General features: G+C 51.6%; 17 protein-coding genes, 1 rRNA gene and 3 riboswitches. Of the genes, 3 read left to right on the top strand and 15 right to left on the bottom strand.

The genetic code is table 11. The features are described 5' to 3' along the window. The 12 genes from L6H70_RS20310 to L6H70_RS20255 form a co-directional block, all read right to left on the bottom strand. A 16S ribosomal RNA gene (locus L6H70_RS20310) occupies window positions 1-346 on the bottom strand; the annotation flags it as partial. A gap of 371 nt (window positions 347-717) precedes the next feature. After that, window positions 718-1,527 (bottom strand): transglutaminase-like domain-containing protein, encoded by an 810-nt coding sequence (locus L6H70_RS20305; RefSeq protein WP_236335898.1) that lies wholly within the window; start codon window positions 1,525-1,527, stop codon window positions 718-720. 14 nt (window positions 1,528-1,541) lie between these two features. Then, window positions 1,542-1,622: riboswitch (cyclic di-GMP riboswitch) on the bottom strand. 74 nt (window positions 1,623-1,696) lie between these two features. After that, window positions 1,697-1,777: riboswitch (cyclic di-GMP riboswitch) on the bottom strand. 121 nt (window positions 1,778-1,898) lie between these two features. Then, complete coding sequence (locus L6H70_RS20300) at window positions 1,899-2,549, bottom strand: class D sortase (RefSeq protein ID WP_236335896.1); 651 nt, start codon at window positions 2,547-2,549, stop codon at window positions 1,899-1,901. A gap of 52 nt (window positions 2,550-2,601) precedes the next feature. Further along, complete coding sequence (locus L6H70_RS20295; RefSeq protein WP_236335895.1) at window positions 2,602-3,003, bottom strand: GtrA family protein; 402 nt, start codon at window positions 3,001-3,003, stop codon at window positions 2,602-2,604. After that, window positions 2,993-3,970: a glycosyltransferase family 2 protein gene (locus L6H70_RS20290; protein WP_236335894.1), complete on the bottom strand. Its 978-nt coding sequence runs from the start codon at window positions 3,968-3,970 to the stop codon at window positions 2,993-2,995. Before L6H70_RS20290 ends, L6H70_RS20295 begins: the two co-directional genes overlap by 11 nt. Before the next feature lie 45 nt (window positions 3,971-4,015). Then, window positions 4,016-7,837 carry a phospholipid carrier-dependent glycosyltransferase gene (locus L6H70_RS20285; RefSeq protein ID WP_236335893.1) on the bottom strand — a complete coding sequence of 1,274 codons (3,822 nt, stop codon included), beginning with the start codon at window positions 7,835-7,837 and terminating at the stop codon, window positions 4,016-4,018. Further along, entirely contained in the window at window positions 7,834-9,780 is a 1,947-nt protein-coding gene (locus tag L6H70_RS20280; protein WP_236335892.1) for a glycosyltransferase family 39 protein, read from the bottom strand. Before L6H70_RS20280 ends, L6H70_RS20285 begins: the two co-directional genes overlap by 4 nt. A gap of 224 nt (window positions 9,781-10,004) precedes the next feature. Further along, window positions 10,005-11,405: an NCS2 family permease gene (locus tag L6H70_RS20275; RefSeq protein ID WP_236335891.1), complete on the bottom strand. Its 1,401-nt coding sequence runs from the start codon at window positions 11,403-11,405 to the stop codon at window positions 10,005-10,007. 127 nt (window positions 11,406-11,532) lie between these two features. Continuing rightward, window positions 11,533-11,632: riboswitch (purine riboswitch) on the bottom strand. Window positions 11,633-12,404: 772 nt separating this feature from the next. Then, window positions 12,405-13,943, bottom strand: a complete 1,539-nt coding sequence (gene guaA, locus L6H70_RS20270) for a glutamine-hydrolyzing GMP synthase (protein ID WP_236335890.1) — start codon at window positions 13,941-13,943, stop codon at window positions 12,405-12,407. Between the two features lie 171 nt (window positions 13,944-14,114). Further along, complete coding sequence (locus L6H70_RS20265; protein WP_236335889.1) at window positions 14,115-16,472, bottom strand: DUF4129 domain-containing transglutaminase family protein; 2,358 nt, start codon at window positions 16,470-16,472, stop codon at window positions 14,115-14,117. Further along, window positions 16,441-17,835 (bottom strand): DUF58 domain-containing protein, encoded by a 1,395-nt coding sequence (locus L6H70_RS20260; RefSeq protein ID WP_236335888.1) that lies wholly within the window; start codon window positions 17,833-17,835, stop codon window positions 16,441-16,443. The genes L6H70_RS20265 and L6H70_RS20260 overlap by 32 nt, the downstream gene beginning before the upstream one ends. Before the next feature lie 155 nt (window positions 17,836-17,990). Continuing rightward, window positions 17,991-19,370, bottom strand: a complete 1,380-nt coding sequence (locus L6H70_RS20255; protein ID WP_236335887.1) for a polysaccharide deacetylase family protein — start codon at window positions 19,368-19,370, stop codon at window positions 17,991-17,993. Window positions 19,371-19,478: 108 nt separating this feature from the next. Here L6H70_RS20255 and L6H70_RS20250 point away from each other — a divergent pair, with 108 nt between their 5' ends. After that, window positions 19,479-20,147, top strand: coding sequence for a DedA family protein (locus L6H70_RS20250; protein WP_236335886.1), 669 nt, complete (start codon window positions 19,479-19,481; stop codon window positions 20,145-20,147). Between the two features lie 96 nt (window positions 20,148-20,243). Here L6H70_RS20250 and L6H70_RS20245 read toward each other — a convergent pair whose 3' ends face one another. Continuing rightward, the gene (locus L6H70_RS20245) at window positions 20,244-21,509 is read right to left on the bottom strand and encodes an MFS transporter (protein ID WP_236335885.1); all 1,266 of its coding nucleotides are present in this window, start codon (window positions 21,507-21,509) and stop codon (window positions 20,244-20,246) included. Between the two features lie 156 nt (window positions 21,510-21,665). Between L6H70_RS20245 and L6H70_RS20240 the strand changes: the two genes are divergently transcribed. Continuing rightward, window positions 21,666-22,622: a helix-turn-helix transcriptional regulator gene (locus L6H70_RS20240; RefSeq protein WP_236335884.1), complete on the top strand. Its 957-nt coding sequence runs from the start codon at window positions 21,666-21,668 to the stop codon at window positions 22,620-22,622. Window positions 22,623-22,708: 86 nt separating this feature from the next. On the opposite strand, the gene L6H70_RS20235 is transcribed toward L6H70_RS20240, so the two are convergent. Both L6H70_RS20235 and L6H70_RS20230 read right to left on the bottom strand, forming a co-directional pair. After that, entirely contained in the window at window positions 22,709-24,250 is a 1,542-nt protein-coding gene (locus L6H70_RS20235; protein ID WP_236335883.1) for a DHA2 family efflux MFS transporter permease subunit, read from the bottom strand. Then, window positions 24,247-24,699, bottom strand: a complete 453-nt coding sequence (locus L6H70_RS20230; RefSeq protein ID WP_236335882.1) for a MarR family winged helix-turn-helix transcriptional regulator — start codon at window positions 24,697-24,699, stop codon at window positions 24,247-24,249. Before L6H70_RS20230 ends, L6H70_RS20235 begins: the two co-directional genes overlap by 4 nt. 265 nt (window positions 24,700-24,964) lie before the next feature. On the opposite strand from L6H70_RS20230, the gene L6H70_RS20225 reads away from it, so the two are divergent. Then, the gene (locus L6H70_RS20225) at window positions 24,965-25,669 is read left to right on the top strand and encodes a DinB family protein (protein ID WP_236335881.1); all 705 of its coding nucleotides are present in this window, start codon (window positions 24,965-24,967) and stop codon (window positions 25,667-25,669) included. Window positions 25,670-25,702 lie beyond the last annotated feature (33 nt).

The raw sequence follows: 25,702 nt of genomic DNA, 5'->3' as shown, positions 1-25,702 counted from the left end.
TAGGAGTCTGGGCCGTGTCTCAGTCCCAGTGTGGCCGTTCACCCTCTCAGGTCGGCTACGCATCGTCGCCTTGGTGAGCCGTTACCTCACCAACTAGCTAATGCGCCGCAGGCCCATCCCTCAGTAGCAGATTGCTCCGCCTTTCATCCTCTCCTCATGAGAAGAAAGGAATTATCCGGTATTAGCTACCGTTTCCGGTAGTTATCCCAGTCTGAGGGGTAGGTTGCCTACGTGTTACTCACCCGTCCGCCGCTAAGCTTACCCCGAAGGATAAGCTCCGCTCGACTTGCATGTATTAGGCACGCCGCCAGCGTTCGTCCTGAGCCAGGATCAAACTCTCCAAATTGGTATTTAGAAAGAGCGATTGCTCATTTTGAAACATCTGACGAGAATTTGCATTCTCTAATTTTGGATCTCACCGAAGTGATTTCCAGGTACTCACTCGTTGTTCAGTTTTCAAAGATCAAGCTCGTTGTCAGTGATGATTAGCTCGTCACCAGCAACTCTTATAATATATCACGTTTGATTTAGAAACGCAAGCTTTTTTTGAAATTTCTTATTCAGTCATTTCAGTCAAACTTTGGTGCGCTCTAACAACGCTTACCTATAATACCGCAGATGCCTATCGAAAAGCAACCCCCTTAACTAAAAAAGATAACCTGCTTAATCCTTAAGCAGGTTATCTTACGTATTGTATAGGGTTTATATAATGAATTATTAATAGAACTTAGCAGCGCTATATTTGCTTGCTACTTTGATCAATGCTGTTTCTTTATTGTTCTTACTCAATCCAGCATCTACTGTTGTATCGATTGTTACCCATTTACCGTTAAGCAGTACTTCATTCCAAGCATGGTACGTTGAAACATAACTGGTATTACCCATTACTAATTTAGTCGGAATCCCTTCACTGCGAAGCATGGTTGCAAATAGCGAAGCATAATCGTAGCAGATCCCTTTTTTGGTGAGCAGTGTGTTGTCGTTCTTGGGGATATAATCTTGCGTTACAGTTGCAGCCAGCAGATTATCATACTTCACATTTGCAACGATGTAGTTATAAATAGCTTTTACCTTGGCTTCATCAGTAGTAAGCCCTTGTGTAAGCTGCTTAGCTTTTAATACGGATTTATCAGAAGAGCTCCATTTCACATTCTGTACGGAACTCAAGTATACGAGGTTGGCATTGCTCAAGTTAAGTTCAACATTCTCGGAAGAAATCACTTTATATTTGTTGCCGCTTGTATTCTCAAGAATAGATACTTTATAAGTGCCATTCCCTTGTTGGAGCGGAAAGGATTCTGTGGATTGAGAAGCATATAAGTTGTAGTTGTAGCTGTTGCCATCCTTAGTGATCATGACTTTGATACGCTTGTCTGCAGGTACATCATAGGAAACTGTGACAACGCCCTGATCCAGTTTCGCTGTATCTAACCAGCCCGTAGTTGCTGTTGCAGCTGAAGCTGAGCTTGTCTGAACGGAAGTGACTACGACAAACAACGTTAATAACATAAAATAGAACTTTTTCATTGGATAAAACCCCTTTCGGTAGCTGGCTGCCATCCTTTCGGGAAGGCCCTTTAGCTTTGCGTCCCTACCTTTCGATAGGTTTGCCGTTATCGTTGCAGCTTTATCTGTTCTCTCATCTACCAATAAATGCTAGATTAATCTCAAAAAAGCAAACAAAAAAAGCCCTTCATTCGGTAGCTGGCTGCCATCCTTTCGGGAAGGCCCTCTAGCTTTGCGTCCCTACCTTTCGATAGGTTTGCCGTTATCGTGTATAGCTTTTATAGTTATATAGTATCATATTGTCATCTATATACAAGCCCCAAATAGCTAGATTCCTAACATTTTCTGCTAAAACCTTTCATCATTCGGGTCAAATTTCCCCAGCCTCAAATTCAGGATAATTTGGCGTGGATTATCAAGCGGTGCGTAGGATTTACCAGCGGATCACAAGTAATCAGAGTAAGGATTTTATTCATGTTATCCCCGTTCAACACCGATACATCCGTCGGCTCTACTACGGAAATATCATAAACCTTGTATTGGTATTCTTCTGTACTCGTTTTGATCGAGATTGTGTCTCCAATCTTCACTTCATTTAACCGGTTGAATAGCCTTCCCGTAGTTCTTGACCGGTGAGCGGCAATGGCTGCATTTCCGACCTCGCCGAGCGGAGCCGTCTCCTTCATATGAGCAGCAGCATGCTTCATATTAGACTTAGTCGCCCCCTCTAAGACAGGCAGCTTCAAGTCAATCCGGTCGATCTGGATAATTCCGATAATCTTGCCGCCCACCTTAATCTCCGGGGAGGGCTGTGCTGATGGATGCACCGGTTCCTCATCAGCTGATTCTTCTGTAAGCAGCTGAGTCACCTCGGCGTACGGTTTTTCCAGATCCGGCTGGGAGGTCGGGACCATCTCACTATAAGCCTGTTCAGCCTCTTTCAGCAATTTATCCTGTTGTCTGTCGTTATACCACTCGTTCGCTCTCGGATACAGCATGACAAGGATTCCGGCCAGTATAATCAAGTAGGAAAACTTCCGCATATACATCACCCCGTTAGTCTGGAACCGGGCAAGCCCTGTTCTAATATTTGTTTTAAAATACCCACATGCGGCTTCCGAAGAAATTGATAATCACAGTGACGAACGTAACGAGCACCTTTGCATTCAATACCTGAAGCCCGAAGCTGTCAGTCAGAAGATGCATCAGCAGCACTGAAATCCCAAGCACCACCAGATTGAGTACGATAAACTTCACCAGCTGCAGCCGGTCAGACCCATTCTTGCCGACGTTGCGGTCACGAAAAGTCACTTTTTTATTCCAAACGAAGCTGTTTGCTGTACCTGCACTATAAGAAATGATCTGCGCCGGGGTATTGATCATGCCCAGGGAATGCAGCAGGGTGAATACTGCAAAATCAATCAGCGTATTCAGCAGCCCTACGGCATTGAATTTTAAAAACTGGATAACCCCCGCGTTCAGCTTCTTATCTGCCATCGTCATTGTCCTCTCGCAATTCATCATGCTCTCCGTCACGGTAGCCTTTGGTTTCGCGCACGATATAGAGCGGTCTATTCTTGGATTCATCATAAATACGTCCGATATATTCTCCGATTACCCCAAGAAGCATCAGCACAATACCGTTAAATAGTAAATTGACACCTACTATAGAAGCCCAGCCGGGAACCGTCCAGGAAGTAAATAACTTCTGGAACAATACAAAAAACAGATATAGAAAGCTGGTAAAGGACAGGAAAAATCCAACATATGAAGCTATTTTAAGCGGCTTATGTGAAAAGGATGTGATGCCGTCGAGCGCAAACCGGATCATTTTCTTAAGCGGGTACTTAGTCTCTCCGGCAAACCGCTCCTCCCGTACATATTCAACCATCGTCTGCCGGAAGCCCACCCAGCTCACCAGACCTCTGACATAACGGTTTTTCTCCTTCAGCCCCCGCAGCACATCGCATACTTTGCGGTCAATCAGCCGGAAGTCGCCGGTGTCCGTAGGAATCTCCACACTCGTCATGCTGCTGAGCAAACGGTAGAAGAGCTTGGCGGTCACTTTTTTGAACAGCGTCTCCCCATGGCGTTTAAGCCGCTTGGCGTAAACTACCTCATAGCCCTCTTTCCACTTGGCGATCATCTGCAAAATGACCTCAGGCGGGTCCTGAAGATCCGCATCGATTACAACCACCGCCTGCCCCTCGGCATAATCCATCCCGGCCGTAATCGCGACCTGATGGCCGAAATTACGCGAGAAGTCAATCAGTTTGACATGTTCGTCCCGGCTGCTGATTCCGCGCATTATTTCAGCTGTACGGTCCCGGCTGCCGTCATTGACGAAGACCAGTTCATAGGAATCGCCGCATTCGTCCATTACTTTTCGGAGACGTTCATACGTATGCTGAATGACCTCCTCCTCATTGTACATCGGGACAATTACACTGTATCTGGCTTTCACCCTTGTTCCTCCTAAAAGTTTGGTAATTATAAAACCGGCTGGCTCCTAGAATACCCAGGAAGGGAACCAGCGCAGCACAGTGTTGACATAATCGCCGCTCACCTGCATACCCGACAGCACCGGATAGAACAGGATAAAGAGCAGTCCTGCAAGAGCAACATAAGCATAACGGATATACTTGGCTTCGGGATATTTGCTGTCCAGGAGCTTCATTACATATACAATGGCAAGAATCATAAACGGCACCATTGCGAAATAATGGTACAGGAACGTCTCACGCGGAACGAGCATCCAAGGCACGTATTGCGAGAAAAAGGCGATCCAGAGCATGTACAGGCTCTTGTCTTTACGCTTCACAGTAAGATAAACCGTACCAAGCATCGCGAAAATTCCGGACCACCAGATCAGCGGATTGCCTATAGTGACAATACTGCTTACTTGACCTTCAGGCAAGCCTTCGCCGCCGCTAAAGAACCATACCGGACGCTTCATAAACGGCCATTCCCACCAGGAGGAGGCAAACGGATGGGTAGCTACCAGCTGGCTGTGGTAGTCATACATGTTTTTCTGGGCCTCGATCAGCCCTTTAATCGTGTAACCCTCCGCCGTAACCGACAGTACCGGGATAAAGGACAGCCCGTAGATAACCGCAGGAATGACAACAAAGAACACAATGCAGCTGGCCAGTGTAATGATGGTATTTTTCCAGAAGGATCTGTCTGCTGTAAGACAGGCGGTCTTGAGCTCCTGATCACCCAGTTTGCCTTCCGCGAGCACACGCCCTGCCGCTGTATGTTCCTTATAACGTTCGAACAGCGAGAGAGCCAGCATAACCGCCAGTCCGGCACCGCCGTACAGCACAATCCATTTAGAGGCGACGCCGATGCCGAAGAAAAGACCGGACCAGAACAGCGGGACCAGTGTCCGGCGCAACGGTTCGCGGTAAAAGTTCATTGTGAAATAGCGCTGCATGAAATAGAACATTAACATAATGAAGAATACGCCGTACACATCTATTGTGGAGATGCGTGTCTGTGTAAAGTGCATGAAATCAAGTGCGAACAGTCCGGCGGCAAGCGCGGCGTAACGGCTTTTCCGGAACAAACGTAGAGCCATAATATAGATAAGCGGCAGCATGGCAACCCCAAACAGGGTGCCGACAATCCGCCAGCCAAACGGATTCACACCAAACAGCTCCATCCCGACTCCGATCAGAATTTTGCCAAGCGGCGGATGGGTATTCTCATAGGCCACAATACCGTGGAAGTATTCGTATGCTGTGCGCGCATGATAAATTTCATCAAAATACGTACTGTTCATAAAATTGGAGTTAACCGGGATGATGGACTGTTCGTCGAACAGATTGGCAGGCTCACCTCTTTTGGCAGCTGCTGCGGCATCCGGAGTGACACTGGTTACAGGAAGCGGAGTTTTGCCTCCGCCTTGTTCATAGAAAGCCATTTCATTCAGGGTAAAGCCAGGCGAAGTAACGGTCAGCTTCACATACCTTGCCGCTACGTTCAAAGGCTGGCTTTTCCAGATAAAGACGTTCCCCACTTCCTCATTCACATCCAGCGGACTGCTCCAGGCATCCGGAGTCTCGCTGAATTCCAGCTTGAATTTGCCGGTGCCTACACCGCCGAATACATTTACGCGTTCCAGCTGTCTGCTCTGGCCCAGATCAACATAGAAGCTCTCGCCGCTGGCCGCAGGCTCCCATAAGGTTTCCGGCGCTTTGGTTGACCCCAGATTAATTAGCGCAAGCACTGCATAGACGGCAGTAATGGAAAGCATCCACACCCAGTCTTTACGCAGCAGCTTGAACTTAGCTTTGCTCTTCTGCTCCAGCGGACGGATGCCTTCGGCAAGTGCTAAATCAGCAGCATGCTTCTCTGCGTCCGTAGCCGGAGGCGCGAGAAGCTTCGTCTGTTTGCGGACATAAACCATATACCCCGTGTACAGCGTATATACCAGCAAAGCAAGATTGGCAATCGCAGTAACCAGCACGATTCCGTCCGACGGGGGATTATTCCCGGCATTGAGATGGGCCAGTGTATAACCAACATTGATGTACTGCGTTAAGGTGAAACCCAGAAACAAGGTCAGGAACCGCCGATCCCGGCTCTCTATATAGCTGAACAAACAGAGAATCAGGGCCGGATAGATATAACGCTCATGCATTTTGGTGCCCAGCACGAACATAATGACGATCAGCACCATACCGATAAAGTAGGATTTGGACAGCTCTTTGCGGTCTTTTTTGAAGGAAAAATAAACCGCCGCAGCTACTGCTGCAAGAATGAAAATAAAGCCCCACACGCGATAAGTAATTCCAAGCCAGATCAGATCCATGGACGACCACATGGGATCGGTCAGCGCATAAAGATTAAAGGCATTCACTGTAGAATAAGGATAGGAAGATAAAGTGCTCTTGTATAAATCAATCAGCCCGACTAACCCGCCGTTATTCCAGAAGAACGGGGCTGCCAGCAGGACGAATATTCCCAGCCCGTAAAGGGCACCCACTGCCAACTGTTTCCAGGCCCGGTGATGATAGAACGCAAGCAGCAGCACAGGCGTAAAAATCAGTGCCTGCGGCTTAACAAGCACAGCGATCGCAAACCAGATGGCAGAGCGGACAAAGGCTTTATCCGCAGCGCCCATAATACTAAGCAGCAGAAACACCATAAAGAAGGAATCCGCCTGGCCCCAGGCTGCAGAGTCCATCAATACCGCCGGATTGAACAGGAACAGCAGCATTAAACCCAGAGCCACACCAGACCCGAGCTTCTTACGTCCAATACGGTAAATGAGACCGCCCAGTACCAGATCCGACACAATGGCCGGCAGCTTAAAGAGCAGCGTCTCCCCGCCCGAGCCATGCGTGAAGCCGAACAGGCTGCGGATTGCACTCAGCAGATACAATATGTACAAATAACCCGGCGGGTAATCTGCGAAGTAGCCCTCCTCATAGAATCCGCCCGGACCTCTGTCGACTAGGCGCTGGCCCCAGGCAATAAAGGTATTCATATCATTCTGATAACCCTTAGCAGTTAGGCCAATCCAAACACGTAAAATAAAAGCAGCAGCGAACACAACATACAGCCATCTCGTATAGACGATATCCTGCTGCTGAAGCAGCTTGTTGCTGCGCAAAGCCCTATTATATAGAAGAGCAAAAAATACGCTGAATACTGCCGAGATCAGCAAAAGCTTAGCAGGTGATACTTTGTGCGGAGGCGCTTCAGCCTCGCTGCCTCCCGCCTGGGCCGCCGCCCCGCTATCCAGCGAAATAACACTTGCTCCTTCAGGAGCAGCATCCAATTGTTCCACAGACAAGTCATCAAAATAGGCTTTGCCCTGAATCAGACTGGAGTACCCGCCCAGAGCCGCACCTATGCCGAGCTCAGTCTGCTCTTTCCCGGTCTGGCCGATAAACTCCAGATACTGCCAGTCCCCGCCGGTATCCGTTGTAGCCGGGTACCCGCCGCCAATACCAACCGGGAAAATATTCGCGCCTAAGCCTTGGCCGGCAGTGCTGGCAATTTTGATATAACCGGAAATCTTGTAATAGCTGTCCGGCGTGACCGTAATATTCTGGACCCATTTCAGATGATTCGGTTCAAGATTCTCAATGACTGCCGCTTTACTGCCGGAATGAACTTCCTCAGATTGAACCGACAGGAGACCAGAGCTGTCTCCGGCAATCCAGGCATCCTTCGTCCAGCCGGCTGGCACTCCTTCTTCCCCTTCTTCAAAACCCGGATTCTGCAGCAGATTGCCTTCCGCATAAATACTTGTTACAGGAAGTACGAACATCAGCAGCATTAATACAAGGATTGCAGCCGCGCGTGTATTCTTGATCATCGTTCCAACCTCACCTCATCAATGTTAATCCAGCCGTTTCCGCCGGTTATAAAAACCTTCGCCTGATCGCCCTGATGAAGGGCAACCGCCGGCAGTGTAATCTGATGATAATCTTCTCCTGCTGTCAGATCCGCTTCAGCCTGCAAGATACCATTCACGCGCAGCCCGATCTTTCCGCCTCCGCCGCCGGCGCTCACCAGGGCAGACAGCTTGTATTCTCCCGGCGGTGCTTGTGCTGTGAAGGCCTGCGTAATTGTTTTGTCCACGCCCGCATCAAGGTAAGCCAGATATGTACCGGATCCGGGATTGTTACTTGCCACCCCTGTCCCCTCCGAAAAGCTCCAGCCGGCGGCACCCTCTTCAAATCCTCCGTTAAGAAAACCTTGATACGCTGAAGTATCGAGCGGGGTGCCCCCGTCTTCATCCTCTGTGGTGAGCATTACACTGTAATTGGCAAATTGTTTTACCGTATACACTCCCTCCACAGTTGCAGGCAAAGTAGAATTATTGCTGAAGACATAGGCTGAGTTCCCGGTTAACACCTCCGGCTTACCAAACCTGTATCTGCCAAACGCAGAGACCTGCTGAAAGGCATCCCCAGGATTGGAGTAAACGACGGATTCACCAAAAACATGTGGATTGATTTGCTCATAGAACAACACATAAATGTAGGGCATATTGACTTCATCTGTAACGTAGACTTCTCCGGTACTGTGCTCAGAGGCATAATGTATTGCCTCACCAAGGGAATCAAAAAACGCCGGGCCGATCCTATCGGGAAATTCACGGAAATATACTACTGCAAACGAAGCGAACATCACTGTAAAAGCAGCAGCTGATAAAATGCCGGCGATTTTTAACTTTTGGTATAGCCAGTTGAATCCCGCCGCAACCAGCATAATTAGCGGATAAAAAACAACGTTAATCCGGTTAATGTTCACAGTGGTGATAAAAGCCATCAGCACAGCGGTCAGAAGCCAGAGCAGAATTACCGCCATCCCCGCTTCATTCCGTCCCCGCTGCCTCAGCGCCCGTATCATTACAATAAGTCCAATGAGTGCAAAGGGCAATGCAACCGGATAGGCATAGCCATACCAGGATATAGAGTTCCAGGGCAATCCGTCGCTTCCGCTCAGCATGATTTTAATAAATTCCCGGAAATTATCCGAGGCTGTCTGCAGCAGCTGCCCGCTGAATACAGAAGAGATCTGCTCCACCCGCGGCATCGTCAGCTTCGGAACAGACAGCAGCGGAGTTATTATTGCATGCAGGTCATAATGATTAATTACTATAAATAATAATATGGGCAGGGCCAGCAATACAAACAGCAGCCCATTCCACAGCAGCGTACGGACTTTCAGAACTTGACTATACAATAGAAGAATTGCAGTCCCTAAGGCAAACACGGGAACAAAAAAATAGGCTGTACCATAAGCATATAGCGATAAAGCCAGTACAGCTGTAAAAGCATATATCCATTTTGGGGAATGAAAGGATTTCAGAATACAATATACAGCTATCAAAATCAGGGTTGGAAACAAATTGGATTCCAGCGCCCATCTCGACATCATGATATGCCACGGATTGATGACAATAAAAAACATGGCGGCTATGCCGGCCGTTCTTGTAGTAAACAGCTGCTTCATAATTAAATAGAAGAAGAGCATTCCGATAAGTCCCATCACAGCACTCAGAGCCCGCACCGACAGCGGGGTCAGTCCGAACAGCAGCAGGAACGGCATCGACAAGTACGCATACAGGGCATTTTGTCCACTGCCCCAGGCTGTTAGGTGAATTGGCAAATGAACACCGCTGCGGTCTATCCCGTAATGGAGGATAGCGTACGCGTCATAGCCGATAGACGCCTCATCCTGATTCAATCCCGGAGGAACCGATCCAATGTAAACCAGCCGGATGACCGCCCCCAGCACAAAAAGCAGCATCGGCCATGGGTTTCTCTTGCAGGAGTTATATGTCCTATTAAGGAAGCCGGACAACTTTCATCACCTCTTCAACAATATAATCTAAATACCGGATGATGAAAAGTCCGGAACAGCTCTTCGTCTTTTCCTGAAGCAGTAAGCAAGGGAAAGATAGGGATACAAAAAAAACAGCCCCTTCATCTCTGAAGGAGCCGTTAACAATCTGAATCAATAAGTTGTGAGGCTTAGCCTTGGCTGCCGATCAGAACATAACGCAGAATAATCAGAACTGCCAGTACCCACATCATCCAGTGGATATCATATTTTTTCTTGCCGGCCAGATTGGCTACACCAGCAAGGATTACATAAGTAACAATCCCGAACGAGATCCCGTTGGCAATGTTGTAAGTAAACGGCATAATCGCGAAGGTCAGGAAAGCCGGAATTGCATAAACCATATCCTGAAAGTCAATTTCACGGATCGATTGAGCCATAAGCACACCTACAATAATCAGGGCCGCTGCAGTAGCTGAACCAGGAATCAGCGCGACTACCGGAGCGAGGAACAATGCAAGCAGGAAGCAGACACCGGTCGTTACAGCAGTCAAACCTGTACGGCCGCCTTCGGCAACACCGGCAGCACTTTCAACATAAGCCGTTGTAGTGGAAGTACCGAGCATAGCTCCGCCTGTAACAGCAATTGCGTCTACGAACATCGCGTTTCCGACGCGTCTCTTGCCTTCTTCTTTATCCTTCATAATTCCCGCACGTTCAGCAGTACCTACCAGCGTGCCAAAAGTATCAAACAGTTCAACAAAGGTAAACGTGGCAATCGCCGAAACAATACCGGTGTGCATGATGCCGTCCCAGTCAAATTCCATGAAGTTTAGCTGTGTGAAATCTGGAACCCAAGGGGTTTGCGGACTGTTAAGTGTGCCGAAATCAACTGCGCCCATAAGAATGGCGACCAAAGTAGTACCCAGAATACCGAACAGAATAGCACCGCGTACCTGCAGCACCATCAGGACGGCAATCAGCAGCAGACCGATAATTACGAGCTGAACGTTCGTGTTTTCCAGGCTGCCCATATGAATAACCGTTTCGAAGGAAAGAACATCTGTAAACTTGTTGGCAGCAATGTCGCTGCCGGATTCAACGCCGACAGTCATAAGTCCGCTGTTCTTAAGACCGATAATCGTAATGAACAAGCCGATACCGACTGTAATCGCATGTTTCAAACTGTCTGGAATAGCGGTGAGCAATATTTGCCGTACCCTGGTGACGGTCAGCAGGATAAAGATCAAACCGGAAATAAATACTGCAGTCAGACCCATCTGCCAGCTGAAAGGATGATCAGTCGTTTGCGAAGCTAAAACTACGGAAGCAAAATATGCATTAAGGCCCATACCAGGTGCCAGAGCTACCGGGAAATTAATGAACAGTCCCATGGCAATTGTAAAAATACCTGCTGCAAGTGCTGTAGCCAGAAATACAGAATACCAGCCCATATCAATGCGGCCGAAGGCGGTAAGCGTGCCAGGGTTAACCGACAGGATATAAGCCATAGCCATAAACGTAGTCAATCCGGCCATAATCTCTGTGCGTACTGTAGTGCCGTTTTCTTTCAGTTTGAAAAAGCGGTTCAAATGGTTCTCCCCCTAAGGTATATGTTGTTTCTGAGCCCATAGAAAAGCCGGTATCTGATTAGACACCGGCCCGAAAAAAGAGAAGGTCCCTTATCTCCCCACAGCCGGAAAGGCCAAAGGTCCTAATGGAATCGCTCTTCTTAATCGTAGCCAGGTCATTACGGTGACCTCGTAGAAACTTCCGGGCCGATCCCCAGAATTATACGAATAGTATGTTGCTCAACGCTTTTTTATTTTAGGTGTACATGACATGACTTGTCAATGGGAAATACGAACATTGCACGTAATGTTTTTGTTATTGTTCGTAAATAAGACATTTCCATGAATCCGTCAGGCCGATCAGGCCCCAAAACTTCCAGAAAACGGCTGAGTCATGCAATGAATGGATCGGATTCCCGCATGCTCCCGCCCTGAAATTCCCTTCTGCTCTAGAAATGCCCTAAATCTTCGGGGTTATGCAGGAGTTGCAGATGGGGTGTAGCGGTATTGGGGGAGAAAAGTGAAGGATTGATAAGAGGAATGCATTGGAGAACTATTACCCTTACGGATGAGCAAGTGTACGATGAGATGAAATCAAATGAGACAAGATGAGATGAGTCGAGATGAATTGAAATGAGACGGGTTGGGTTGGAAGGTTGACTGAAAGTCGTAACGTTCAGAGGTATTTGTAACTCTCTTTTCGCCGTTAAAGCTGGTTTTTGCACATTCAGAGGGATTTATACCCTTCATTTCGCTACCTCAGCCGGTTTTCGCACATTCAGAGGGATTAATACCCTTCATTTCGCTACCTTAGCCGGTTTTCGCACATTCAGAGGGATATATACCTTTCATTTCGTTATCTTAGCCGGTTTTCGTACATTCAGAGAGATTTATACCTTTCATTTCGGCTGGGCTAGAGAAGTCCACTCTGTACTACCGGCATGATTCATATATTAAAAAGAGCCGGAGGTGCCGTAAACGGCACTCCAGCTCTGTGTTTTATAACATTTAGATTTCAGCCTATTCCCACTCAATTGTTGCAGGCGGCTTGGAAGTTACGTCGTAGACGATACGGTTGACGTTGTCTACTTCGTTGACGATGCGGACGGAGATTTTCTCCAGCACATCCCATGGAATACGCGCCCAGTCGGCCGTCATTCCGTCGATGGAAGTAACTGCACGAATACCTACGGTGTAGGAATACGTACGTTCATCTCCCATAACGCCAACACTCTTCATGTTCGGCAATGCGGTAAAATACTGCCAAATTTCCCGGTCCAGACCGGCCTTGGCAATTTCCTCACGCAGAATATAGTCGGAATCACGGACGATCTGCAGCTTCTCTTCCGTAACTTCACCCAGCACACGGATAGCCAGTCCCGGACCCGGGAACGGCTGACGCCAGACAATCGCACTTGGCATGCCCAGCTCTTCACCCAGCTTGCGGACTTCATCCTTGAACAGTGTATTCAGCGGTTCAATCAGGCTGAACTTCATGTCTTCCGGCAGGCCGCCGACATTGTGATGGGATTTGATGGTCTGTGCGGTTGCTGTTCCGCTCTCTACGATATCGGTATACAGCGTACCTTGGGCCAGGAATGAGAAATCGCCCAGCTTGGCCGATTCTTCGTCGAAGCAATAGATAAATTCATTGCCGATAATCTTGCGCTTCTGCTCAGGGTCGGAGACACCGGCCAGCTTGCTCATGAAACGCTCCCGTGCATCAATCTTCACCACATGAATATCAAATTTGCCGACAAAGGTTTCCATTACGCTCTCCGCTTCGCCTTTGCGGAGCAGGCCGTGGTCAATAAACATACAGGTCAATTGATCACCGATCGCCCGGTGAATCAGCATCGCTACAACCGAGGAGTCTACACCGCCGCTGAGGGCACAGAGCACTTTTTTGTCGCCGACTTTATCTTGGATATCCTTAACGGCATCCTCAATAAAGGATTCCATCGTCCATTTGCCTTCACAGCCGCAAACCTCGTACAGGAAGTTCGAGATCATCTCATTTCCGTTCACGGAGTGGCGTACCTCAGGATGGAACTGCACCGCGAAGAATTTGCGGTCTACATGACTCATTGCCGCGATTGGAGCACTCTCTGTGCCGGCATCGAGCTTGAATCCGGTTGGAAGCTCCACTACATGATCGCCGTGGCTCATCCAAACAGTCTGACCGCTCTCCAGTCCGGTAGCCAGTACAGCACCCATTTCAAAGTCAACGTTAGCTTTGCCGTATTCCCGCTTGTCCGCACGTTCAACCTTTCCGCCTTGCTGGTGGGCCATAAGCTGCATACCATAGCAAATGCCAAAAATCGGCAGGCCCAAATCATAAATAGCCGGATCCACGTGAGGTGCATCCTCAGCGTAAACACTGCTTGGTCCCCCGGAGAAAACAATCCCCTTCGGTGAAAGTGCTTTGATCTTCTCAATTGGCGTATTGTACGGCAGAAGCTCGCTGTATACCCCCAGGTCCCGAATTCTGCGCGCGATAAGTTGGTTATACTGTCCTCCAAAATCGAGAACGACGATAATTTCATTTGGCTTATTCATTACGTGCCTCCCTTGATTATTGGATTCATTATACTCATGGTTAATTCTTACCGTCAAGGAAAGGGAGGCACGTAATCCATAAGCTTTTTGCCCGTAAAGTCCGGCAGTGCAAGGATCGGAGCCGGAGGAAAAAAGCCGGGCGGCTCTTTTGGTAAAACTGCCCGCTTCTGCTTAGGCCAGACGGAAGGTAATGGTCAGGCAGTGGCCGATAAAGGCGGCGGCTTCAACGCCGTCCTGCGGCCCTGCCCGGCCGGGGGGCGCCGCCCCGGCCGGACTGTACGCCAGTGATTCCCACTGGCGTACGAACTGCCGGACCGCGGCGCGCAGCCGCGCGTCCTCGATCGCCAGGGAGGCTGCGTACTCCCTGGCGGTCAAGCCTTGCGGCGGCGGGCCGTACCGCGCCGCAAGGCCGCTCCAGGCCAGCGCGGCTGCGCGCAGCTGCCGCTCGCGGCTGGCCCTGCCGGCGCGCCGTGCCGCCGGCAGCAGGGCCAGGCTCCGCCGCCAGCGCCAGGCGGCGGCGAGCACCAGCGCCGCCGCAGCGGGCGGCGCCGGGTTCCCGCCCGCCGGCGGCAGGGCGGGCAGGGCGTCCGCGCGCAGCGCAGCGGACGTCTTCTGCGGCGCGGCGGCAGGCGCCGCAGCGGGGAGTGCCGCCGGCTCCCGGGCGGCAAAAGCAGTCCCAGGCGTAGGATCGAAGGGTACCCAGCCCGCGCCGGGGAAATACACCTCCACCCAGGCATGGGCATCAGCCTGGGTAACATGATAGCGCGGCTGCCCGCTGCCGCCGGCTTCAAGCGTCCCCGGCCCGTAGCCCTGGACATACCGGGCCGGGATACCGCTGCTGCGCAGCAGCACTGTCATCGCCGATGCGAAATGGACACAATAGCCCTGCTCCGTGGTGAACAGGAAGTCATCCACGAAATCCGCACCGGCCGGCGGAATCCTTGTCTCCAGCGTATAGGTGTAGCCGTTCTGCAAATAATTCCGGATTGCAGTGACCGCATCATAACGGTTATCCGCAGAGGCAGTTAGCTGTCTGGAGAGTACGGCAATCCGTCCGGGCAGGTCTGCCGGCAGCTGTAAATATAAATTCGTTACAGCCTGAGGGTCCGCTGTGTCCAGCTTGCGCAGCACTGCCGGATCACTCTCGGGCAGCAGTGACTTCACTGTGTACCCGGTAATTCGGGCAGAACCGGAAACTTTCGGCAGACGGAAGCGGTCCCTCTCCCGGTTAGCCAGCACATAACCCAGCCCGCTTCCGTCCTTCAGCTCCACCCGTTCCACATCCGCTACCGTTCCGGCACTGAACAGCGGGAGACCACCCGAAGAGGGCACGGCATACTCAATCCGCTGGACCAGCATCGCATTGTCTCCGAATCCGGATGCTGACAGCTCCCGGGAAGGAAGTTCTCTTAAATTAAGCGGTGCATACAATGTGCCTTCCCTTATCCAGCGGCGGCCGTCATAATAGGCAAGGCTCTCTCCCCGCCAGTAGACCGGGCGGCTGGTAATGGCCGTAAATACGGGCGTTTTGCTGGAAGTCAGCGGCGCTCCAAGCTCCCCTTCCCCTGTGCCGTATCCTGTAGCTCCCTCTGAAGGCTGCAGATCCTTCGTCTGATTCAAGACCCGGCTTTCGCCCCATTGCTGCAATTGCGTCATCACCGTGTGCAGTGTAACGGGTGCAGCCGGACGCGGGCCATACAGCTGTCCCCCTGTCCAGGCCGCTGCTGTCAGCAGTGTGGCGGTTATCAGGGCACAGCCTCCCCAGCGGATATAAGGAAGCTCGTGTTTCTCCGTCCGCTCCTTAAGTCGCAGCAGTCCGCTCAGGCCCCGAATCCAGAGGATCAGCCCTGCCGTGACCAGTACATTGCCTGTGGTATTCAAGCCGAAGGCCATATCCAGTACAAGCAGATAAACTACAGTTACTATCGTGAACAGGGACGTACTTCCCCTGTACAGCGCCAGCTGCTGCACGGAAGCAACCAGCAGGCCCCAGCCCAGTACCAGAATAAGCAGCCTGCTGTCCTCGCTTAGCTCCGACACCTGACCCGTGAAGAACAAAACCGTGTCCTCCGGAATTCCTGCCGCGTAAGCTCCCAGCCATCCGGGACCCTCATTTTTGGCACATGCCCAGTACCAGGTCAGGATGATCACCACAGACTGGACTGAAAATTGCAGTACACCGGGAACCCGGAAGCTGCCCCACAGGAGCAGCGCACCTGCCGCAAGCATCAGAATCTCCAGCAGCTCCGCCGTGTCCGCCGTTTTTACCGACCGGTGCAAAGGCATCAGCCACTCCAGAAACATTCCGAGAATAGCCAAAGAGAACAACAAACGGTAAGACAGAGGAATGCTGCCTCCGTTTCCCGTCTGACTGTTCTCCGCTTGTTGTTCCAGAACAGGCTGCTGTGCAGGCTCGGGCATTACCTGTACACTCTGCCCGTTTCGTTTACGTCTCCCTAGTGAAGCGTCCGTCATTTGCGCGGCATCTGTTAGCGGCCTATCCCAGAGTCGGTCTCCCCGGAAATTCATGAAGCTCCGCCTCCTTATGCCCGTCTGGCGGAACCGGATGCAGGCAGTACATCTTGGCTCCGAGCCGGGCCAGGCTGCTCCCTATCGTTCCTGCAGTATGCTGCTTATATTCCACTGCCGGGCCACTTAGAACGGCCGGATTCCGCAACATGTCCGAAGTAGCGGGAGCTGGCTGATCCCATACATAATACAGCTCTACTCTCACACCTTGTACAAGGAACCGGGCAAGCGTCCGGGCTGCCTCTTCCTCCAGCCGTCCGGTAATGACGGCCACTGTCATGCCGGGAATCCAGCCCTTCGATGCATCCTCCAGCAGCCGGCTGAGGCTGCGCGTGCCGTTAGGCGTAATTTCGGTCAGCATATCCTGCACTCTGCCGGGAAGCTTCCCAAGCCCCTCATGTCTGGCCATCCCTTCCGGCCAGCCGCCGCTGAACAGCTGGACATAGGCTCCGCTGCGCTCCGCTGACAGCATCAGCCCCATTGCTGTGGATACAGCCCGTTCGAAGGCAGGGGCTGCCGTACCCCGCTGGCTGCGCGGGGTCAGGGCGCTATAAGGAACCTCGTAGTTCTCCGGGCTGTTGGCCAGAACAATGCAGGTCATGCGCCCTTCTTCCCGCTCCGGCACCCGGCTCTGCAGCGAGCCCTTACGGGCGCTGTTCTTCCAGTGGATCCGGCTGAGCGGATCACCCGGTGCATAATCACGGATATCTGCTGCTTCACCGCCGTTCCGGCCCCGCTTCAGCGACAGCGTATCTCCAGGCATGAGGATGCTCTCCGGCAAAGTTCCGCCGATATAGAGCGGCCTTGGAAGGACTTTGAAGCCTGCCTTCCCTTCGGGGCAGCACCCGCCTGTGAACAATCCGGGCAGATCCCCCCAGCTCATTCTGCAGCCGTGAAGCTGATGGATGCCGCGCGGCATCTCATGAAGCTTATAGACATAGTGGAAGGAGCGCCGAAAGCCCGGAAACAGCAATTCCTGATGCCAGCCGCCGCTCCAATAATCAGTGATGATCATCCACGGGATCGGGAGCCAGGTGGTGAAGCTGACCTGCACCTCAACGTTCACATGATCTCCGGCTGCCGGGCGGGCAGGGGAGATGCTGCGGACGATCTTTACGCTGCGCGGCCCGCAAGCCTGCAGCAGGAAGCCTCCTAACATCAAAAGTCCGCTGGCTGTCAGGAGGAACAACAGGGAGGCTCCGCCCCGCCAGACATATAACGCGGCAAGCACTGCAGTGACAGCAAGCATACGCAGCCACTGCCACGCCATGCTACGCCTGTATGGAAGAAGACTTCCTGCAGCGGCGGATAACTGGCCCTGCTGCTTGTTTTGGGTCTGCTCTATTAGTGATGAATAGGACAATGGGACAACCTTCCTTTGCGGTCATAGACTAGCTCCGCAGTATGTCTCCAGAGATCGATGGAAACAGTACTAAGAAGCCTACTATTGTCTATTCTTCCCACGAAAAAGGGTACCCAAACCCCGCAAATCCCCTTCTGTACTATGGATTCCTGCGATCAGCCCGCTTTGACCCGGCGCTCTCCCCCCGTCACCCGGGCCTCCAGCAGCGGATGTCCCGTAACCTCAAGCAACTCGCGCAAAGGGAGCCACAAGGAATCGCCCATCATTTCTACATTGGATTGTCTGTACACGGTAGTTCCATCGTCAGAGGTCATCGTCAGGCGTTTCTTCACCGCATCAGCGCTGACATAACGTCCGTTCCAGCTGATACTCCCGCTGCGGCTGGCTGCATTCCAGCCCACCTGTCCGCCCAGCCTTTCAACAACGGCCCGGAGCGGAACCATATACTGCCCTTCAATGATCCGGAATTCTCCCGGTTCAAGCTTCGCTTCCAGCATCCCCACTTCCAAGGCCAGCGGCTTGCCCGGTGCAAACAGTCCGGCATTCGGCAGAATATTCGAGGCAATCCAGGCTTTGGACGGTTTAGTGCGGCCTGACGCTGCAGCCGCAGCGGACACTCTGAACTGCACCGGTTCCTGCCCTGCATCCAGTACACCAAACGCATATCCGGCAGCCTTGTATCTGGCGATAATCTCCGGCAGCGCCTTCGCGCTTTCGGAATGGCCTGCCCCGTCATGGAGCAGCAGAATCACGCTGGAAGCCTTCATCGAGGCCACCGATTGACGCAGGATCTCCGCTGCAGGCACTCCTTTACGCTTCGAGTCCCCGCTGTCCACAGTCCAATCCGTGACGGTATATCCAGCTTCCTTCAGCAATTCAAAGTAAGTCGCATCAAAATGGCCGTAGGTCCCCCCCGGTGCACGGACAAGCTGCGGCCGGAGACCTGTTATCTCGCGCACCACTTCTTCTGTCTGCTTGATCTGATTCCAGAATTCCGTGAATCCGCTATATAAATCATGGTAATTATGATTATAGGTATGATTACCGATGGCATGCCCCTGCTCCCAGATGGCATTGATCAGCTCAGGGCGGCTCTTGGCCTGTTCTCCCAGCACAAAAAAGGTTGCCTTTACCCCCTGCTTGCGCAGGGTTTCCAGCACTGTAGGCGTCACATTACTGGGGCCGTCGTCAAAAGTGAGGTAGACCGTCTTTTGCTCCTTCTTCTGCTCTTTCTGCTGCTCCTTCTTCTGTACCAAGGGCACAATAGCTGCTGCAGGTTTCCCGGTTACAGCGGATACCTTGGCTGCGTCATTCCCTGGTGTGCTGCGGCTTATCGGGACGAAAGGCGGCGTCACAGCCTGGGCAGGAACCGGGGATGCCTTAACCGGGCTCACAGCCGGCTCGGGCAAATCTTGCGTCGCGGCAGCCGGAAGATTATTCTTAGAGAGTACAGATATTACACTTACTATTATTGCCATAGCAAGCAACCCGCGGATGATTGTCCGGCGGATCAGTGTTCTTTTGCTAACCTTCATCTTCTCTACCTCCAGCATTCTATTGGCGCTTCAAACTTATTGGTAGATTGTATGAAGACAAGCTTCAAAATAGAATTAGGCATGCTGCCCTTGGAGAGTGACTTGGTTATGGAAATGCTAAAATGGATTCAGGAGTTATTCGCCAATTACGGATATAATGTACTGTTCTTTGGACTTTTGCTGGAGTTTGTAGCCTTGCCTTTTCCAGGGGAGACAACAATGGCCTTTGCAGGCTTCCTTTCTTATACCGGGAGGCTGGATTTCCCGGCGCTGGTTGCTGTGGCTTTTGCAGGCACTACTGCCGGAATGACCATAACCTATCTCATCGGCCTAAAAGCGGGGCTTCCCTTCATTCAGCGCTACGGCAAATGGTTTCTGTTCTCTCCGGCCAAGCTGGAGAAGACGCAGCGCTGGTTCGAGCGGTACGGGAGCCTTCTGATTTCCATCGGCTATTTTATCCCTGGAGTCCGCCACTTTACCGGTTACTTTTCCGGCATTATCGCTTTGCCCTTCCGCAAGTTTGCCATGTACGCTTACGGTGGAGCCCTGCTCTGGGTGCTGCTGTTCTTGGGCATCGGAAAAATATTCGGACCGCAATGGATGGGCATTTTCCACCTGTTCGAGCTGTATGCACCTTGGATCATCTCCGGTCTTGCGGCCCTTGCAGGGCTGATCATCATCTACCGCTACCGCCGCACACTGGCCATCCGTCTGCTCCGGCGCAAACCGGATCTTGAACTGAAAGCCAAACTGAAGGAGACTTCCAAGGGCCGCTGAGGCCTTACATTTGCAATATCGAAAAAAGCAGCCAGGCGCCTTTCGAATGATTTTCGAAAAGGCCGCCCTGGCTGCTTTTTTAATACGCCCTGAACTTTAGTGTTCAGACGATACCTTCTTCTGCCTGCTTCTCATTAAAGCGTATCCTGCCAGCAGCAGCGCAATTCCTGCGAATCCCGCCCCGCCGGCGAACCCGAGCATGCGCGGCTCAACGTATTCAAGCAGCCAGCCGGCGCCGAGCATCGATATTCCTACGAGTGTCCCGCCCGCCGCCGACAGCATTCCAAAAATTACTGGCTGCAGCTGAACCGGCGTCTCCCGCATGACAAGGGTGTCCAGACAGGCGTTGCCGAGTCCTCCCGCCAGAGACAGCAAAATATACAAGAAGAAGACATGAATGAAATGACTGCTTGCGCTGATTGTCATATGCAGCAACCCTTCCAGCAGGAGACCCGAGAGCGCTATGGTCAGCAGCCGCTTCTGAAGCAGCCGGCCTGCAAAAAAGCTAAGGCTGAGTCCAATCCCGAGCGCCGCATAAAAAGCGCCAACCCCGGCATCCCCAGCGTGAAACTCCTGAACAGCATATACACTGATCAATACATTGTCCCAGCCGTTAATAACCGGTACCAGCAGTTCATACCCGATCACAATCTGCAGCGCCAGACTGCCCCGGGCCACAACTTTAAGGGTCTGAAAACGTCCTGCCGTTCCTTGACCCCCCGCTGCAGGTTCCTGAAACATTTCCTCTTCTGCCTGCACAGTTGACCTCCCGTCAGGCTGCGGGAAACGAAGCCCCCATAGCAGCAATGCCGCCACTAAAAAGGATGCTGCATTCACAATAAACGCCATGTCCGGACCGAACCAGAGCGAGACGATACCGCCGATAAACGCGCCAAGAATAAGCACACAGCCGTTCATCAGCTGTTCCAGGCCGTTGATTCTAAGAAGTGCAGAGGCATCGGCCAGTAAAGGAATCGACGATTTGCGTACCGGGCTATATACCGCTTCCCCAGCAGCCATTAAGAAACTGCCGGCATAAAGCACCCAGAGTCTGCTTTCCCCATTAACCAGCAGAAATGACAATGCGACAGGGATACGCAGCAAATCTACCACAATCATAATGGCTTTGCGCGGCAGCCTGGTAGCCAGCATCCCCCCCAGTGGAGCCATAAAAAGATAGGGCAGCACCCGTACCCCGAGTGAAATGCCTACCGCCATGCCCGACCCGGTCAGCTGAAGGACCAGTGCCAGCATGGCAACACTGCTGAAACGGTCTCCTATTCCGTTAATCAGTCCGGCAGCGAAAAGCCTTGGATAGCCCTTCAGCCGCTTTTCGGCCGGAACCGTAATCCCGTTAACCATTGAAATACCCTCACAATTCAATTTATATAAACATCTAATTAGATAGTAATCGAATTATATCGTTATGGCAATGCTTTCTTTTCTTTCACTAGCGAAAATTATAGAATGATTGTTGATTGCCTTATGGAAATTCACTGATAAAGAAGGTGCCCTCCCGTGAAAATAGACCGTCTGCTCTCCATCGTCATTCTGCTGATGAACCGCCCCCTGATCCAGGCTAAGGAGCTCGCCGAGATGTTTGAGGTATCGGTACGCACCATTTACCGGGACATTGACAGCATCAACGGCGCCGGCATTCCCGTCGTGACTTATCAGGGAGCTGGCGGCGGAATCGGGCTGATGGAGGGCTACCGCCTCGACCGCAATGTGCTGACGGAGCACGAGCTCGCAGACATTTTCACCGCGCTGCAAAGTGTATCCTCCGCCGGAGGGGGCGAGCACAGCTTGCTCATGGAAAAAATCAGCAGCGTCATCCCTCCCTCCCAAACCGCCGCCTTCCGGAGTAAAACCACCCAGCTGATCGTCGATTTCTCCCCCTGGGGATTGCAGAGGCCGCTGGAGGAACGGCTCACTCTGCTCAGAGAAGCTCTGGAGGAAACGGCCGCCGTATCCTTCGAATATGTGGCAGCTGACGGTAAAATAAGCCATCGTTCTGTAGATCCCTACACGCTTGTACTCAAGGGACGGGCATGGTACTTGTACGGATTCTGTGCTGAGCGCGAGGATTTCCGGCTGTTTAAGCTGCTGCGCATGAAGTCGCTGATCAAGGAAAAGCGCAGCTATGTCCGGCAGGAGCTCCCCTTGAAGGAGCTGCCCTGGAGCAGCGGATGGTCAACCCCCTCGGACACGACACCCGTTGTGCTGCACTTTTCCGCTGAAGGCAGACATCTTGCGGAAGACTATTTTGATTACAGCGAGCTTCAGCCGGACGGGAACGGGGGATACACCGTGACTGTCTACTACCCGGAGGATCACTGGCTGTACGGTTTCCTGCTGGGGTTCGGAACCGTAGCAGAAGTACTGGAGCCGGAACATATCCGGCTTAAGCTGGGTGAGATTGCGGCAGGGGTCGCCGCTAAATATAATGGCCCTCCACAAACCAAAGAACCCTGAAAGCATCCGCTCAGGGTTCTGGCTGAATAAAGAAAAAACGGGACAATCCGCAGCCCAGCCGCCGGAATGTCCCGTTTTCTTATGATTTATTTTACAGTCTGCGCTTGTTGAGATTTCACCGTATTAGGCGCTGCCGGTTCTGCTTCCTCTGACTTCAGGAAGTCGGCCTGCGGCGATGTTTTCTTGATGAACAGAGCCAGGACCAGAGCCACAACCGTCACCCATGTAGCCACTGTAAACGCATGTGTGATCCCGTTGATGGTTGCTTCCTGTGTAAGCTTGAGCATTGCAGCTTTATCACTCTGTGATACCGCCCCGCTTGTCAGGGCCTCCGTGATATTGCTCTTCGTACGGTTGGTCATAAGGCTGACAAAGAGTGCCATCCCCAGTGCTCCGCCTACGGTACGCAGTGTATTCGACATTGCAGTACCATGCGAGCTGAGGCGCTGTGGCAGCTGGTTAAGTCCGGCCGTCACAATCGGCATCATCAGCATGGACATCCCGAACATCCGGGCAGTATAAGTCAAAATTAAGTGCGTGTAAGTGGTGGAGTCAGAAATCTGACTGAATTCCCAGGTCGTAATGGTGGTAATCAGCAAACCGATAACGGCCAGCCATCTCGCACCGATTTTATCAAAAATAATCCCTGTGATCGGGGACATAATCCCCATCAGGATAGCACCTGGCAGCAGCATCAGACCTGATTCCATCGGTGTAAAGCCGCGGATGGTCTGCAGGTAAATCGGCAGCAGGATCATACCGGCATACATAGCCATGGTAACGATAATGTTGATTACTGTAGTCAGAGAGTACATGTTGTACCGGAAAATACGGAACTCCAGCAGCGGTTTATCCGTTGTAAGCTCACGCCATACGAACAGGATCAGCGATACCACCCCTAAGATCAGGCAAGAAATTACGGTTGCGCTCTTCCAGCCGTCGGTTCCTGCATCACTGAAGCCGTACAGCAGTCCGCCAAATCCAAGGGTTGATAACACAATACCCAACTTATCCAGCTTGGGAGAAGTAAGCTTCCCGACATTCTGCATCGCCTTCATCCCAAGCAGTGTGGAGAAAATGGCAAGCGGCAGTACGATGTAGAACAGCACACGCCACGAATAATTCTGTACTACCCAGCCGGACAGTGTCGGTCCAACGGCCGGGGCAAAGATCATGGCTACAGCCATAAGCCCCATTGCTTTGCCGCGTTCTTCGATCGGGAAGATGCGGAGGAACACGATGTTCATCAGCGGCATCAGAATGCCGGCGCCGACAGCCTGAACCACACGGCCGACCATAATCATTTCAAAACCCGTTCCGACTGCACAAATTAATGTACCAATAGAAAATAATATCATTGCGGTAATAAACAGCTGGCGGGTAGTAAACTTCTCCACCAGGTAGGCACTGATCGGGATCAGCACCCCGTTCACCAGCATAAAACCGGTAGTCAGCCATTGCGCCGTATTGGCGGCAATGTTCAAATCCTCCATCATCTTCGGCAGTGCCACATTCATCAGCGTCTGATTGAGCAATGCGACGAAAGCACCGATCAGAAGCGCTGCGATAATCGGGCCTCTGCGGATGGCCTTGGCTTCTCCGCCAGCGTTTGCAGTTATTGTACTCATAGTTTCTTGTTTTCTCTCCCTTGCACTAAAATTTTCAGAATTTCGCCGTGCAGCCGCAGCAGCTCCTGGGCATCCTCAGCAGGTATTTCAGTGAGGGGCTGCAGGTGCTTCCTAAGGGATTGCTTGCTAAGCTCCCTTATTTCTTTTCCCTTGTCGGTTACTGCCAGGTTAAATATGCGTCTGTCGCTCTGCGAGCGTTGCCGGGTAATCAGTCCAGCCTTTACCATCCGGTCCACTACTCCGCTTGCTGCACTGTTCCCCAAATGAAGCAGATCGGCAAGCTCAGTGATTCCAATATCGGGGTGCATCGCCAACTTGCGCAGCACCATCAACTGGGTTGATGTAATATTCAGCTCTTCTGCGTCTTTCCACAAAAGCTGCTGGAAATTATGGGTGATGCAACGGAAAGAAGAGAGAATATCATCCAGCTGCTTTTCCTTTTCCTCCACATTTATCGCCCCGTTCGCTTGAATAATAATTACTTCGCATGCGAACTATTTTACTCTTTACATATTTCCTCGTCAATAGCTTGCTGAAAATTTCTGAAAATCAATCTTTCTGCTTTCTCTCACTAACATTTGTATGAAAGAACGATCTTTCTTTGCTTAGTTTGGACTGCCGCCGTAAAATAGACACTTCTAAAATACGCTCAAATTTGGATTTTATTTATAATTAAGCTGTGAGGATCATTTAGAGGAAAGCGGGGAACTTCTGATGAATCTTGAGCAGCGAAAACATTGGAATGCCAATCACAAAATATTAACCGGGATACTATCCAAGCCTGAGGAGTATCCTAACGCCATTGCCCTTTTCCTGGAACAGCACAGATGGCTGTATGCCTCCGGCCGGGAACCTTCCGTGCAGCCAACCTATGAGGACGCCATTCTCAGCGGGTTACGGGAGCAGACTTTCCGTGCTTATCCGGTCCGGACTTCCAACAGTCAAAACTCCATCGCCTGGCATCTTTGGCATTGTGCACGGATCGAAGACCTCACGATGAACGTCCTAATCTCAGGGCAGGAGCAGCTCCTTCACAGTGAGGATTATGCAAGTAAGCTGCAAACCCGCTTCATCCATACCGGTAACGGGATGGACGAGGGGGAAATCGCCGAGCTAAGCGCATCTATCTCCATCGATGCGTTATCAGATTACCGGCAGGCGGTCGCTAAGCGGACCCGTTCCATTATTCCGGGATTACGTCCGGATCAATTGAAGGACAAGGTAAACCCTGAACGGATTAGGCAAGTCAGCGCGCAAGGGGCTGTAAAAGCCTCCGAGCAATGGCTGCTTGATTACTGGGGCGGCAAAACCCTGGCCGGCCTGGTGCTGATGCCGGCTACCCGGCATAACTTCCTCCATCTGAACAAAGCGATGCAAGTAAAGCTTAAGCTGCAGAAATCACTTGCCCGCAGTACATAGCAACAAAAAAACGGACCGGGGAGAACCCCCGGT

The sequence above is a fragment of the Paenibacillus auburnensis genome (assembly GCF_927798115.1).
Taxonomy (GTDB): domain Bacteria; phylum Bacillota; class Bacilli; order Paenibacillales; family Paenibacillaceae; genus Paenibacillus_AQ; species Paenibacillus_AQ auburnensis.
This window is presented reverse-complemented; position numbering and strand designations above follow the sequence as displayed.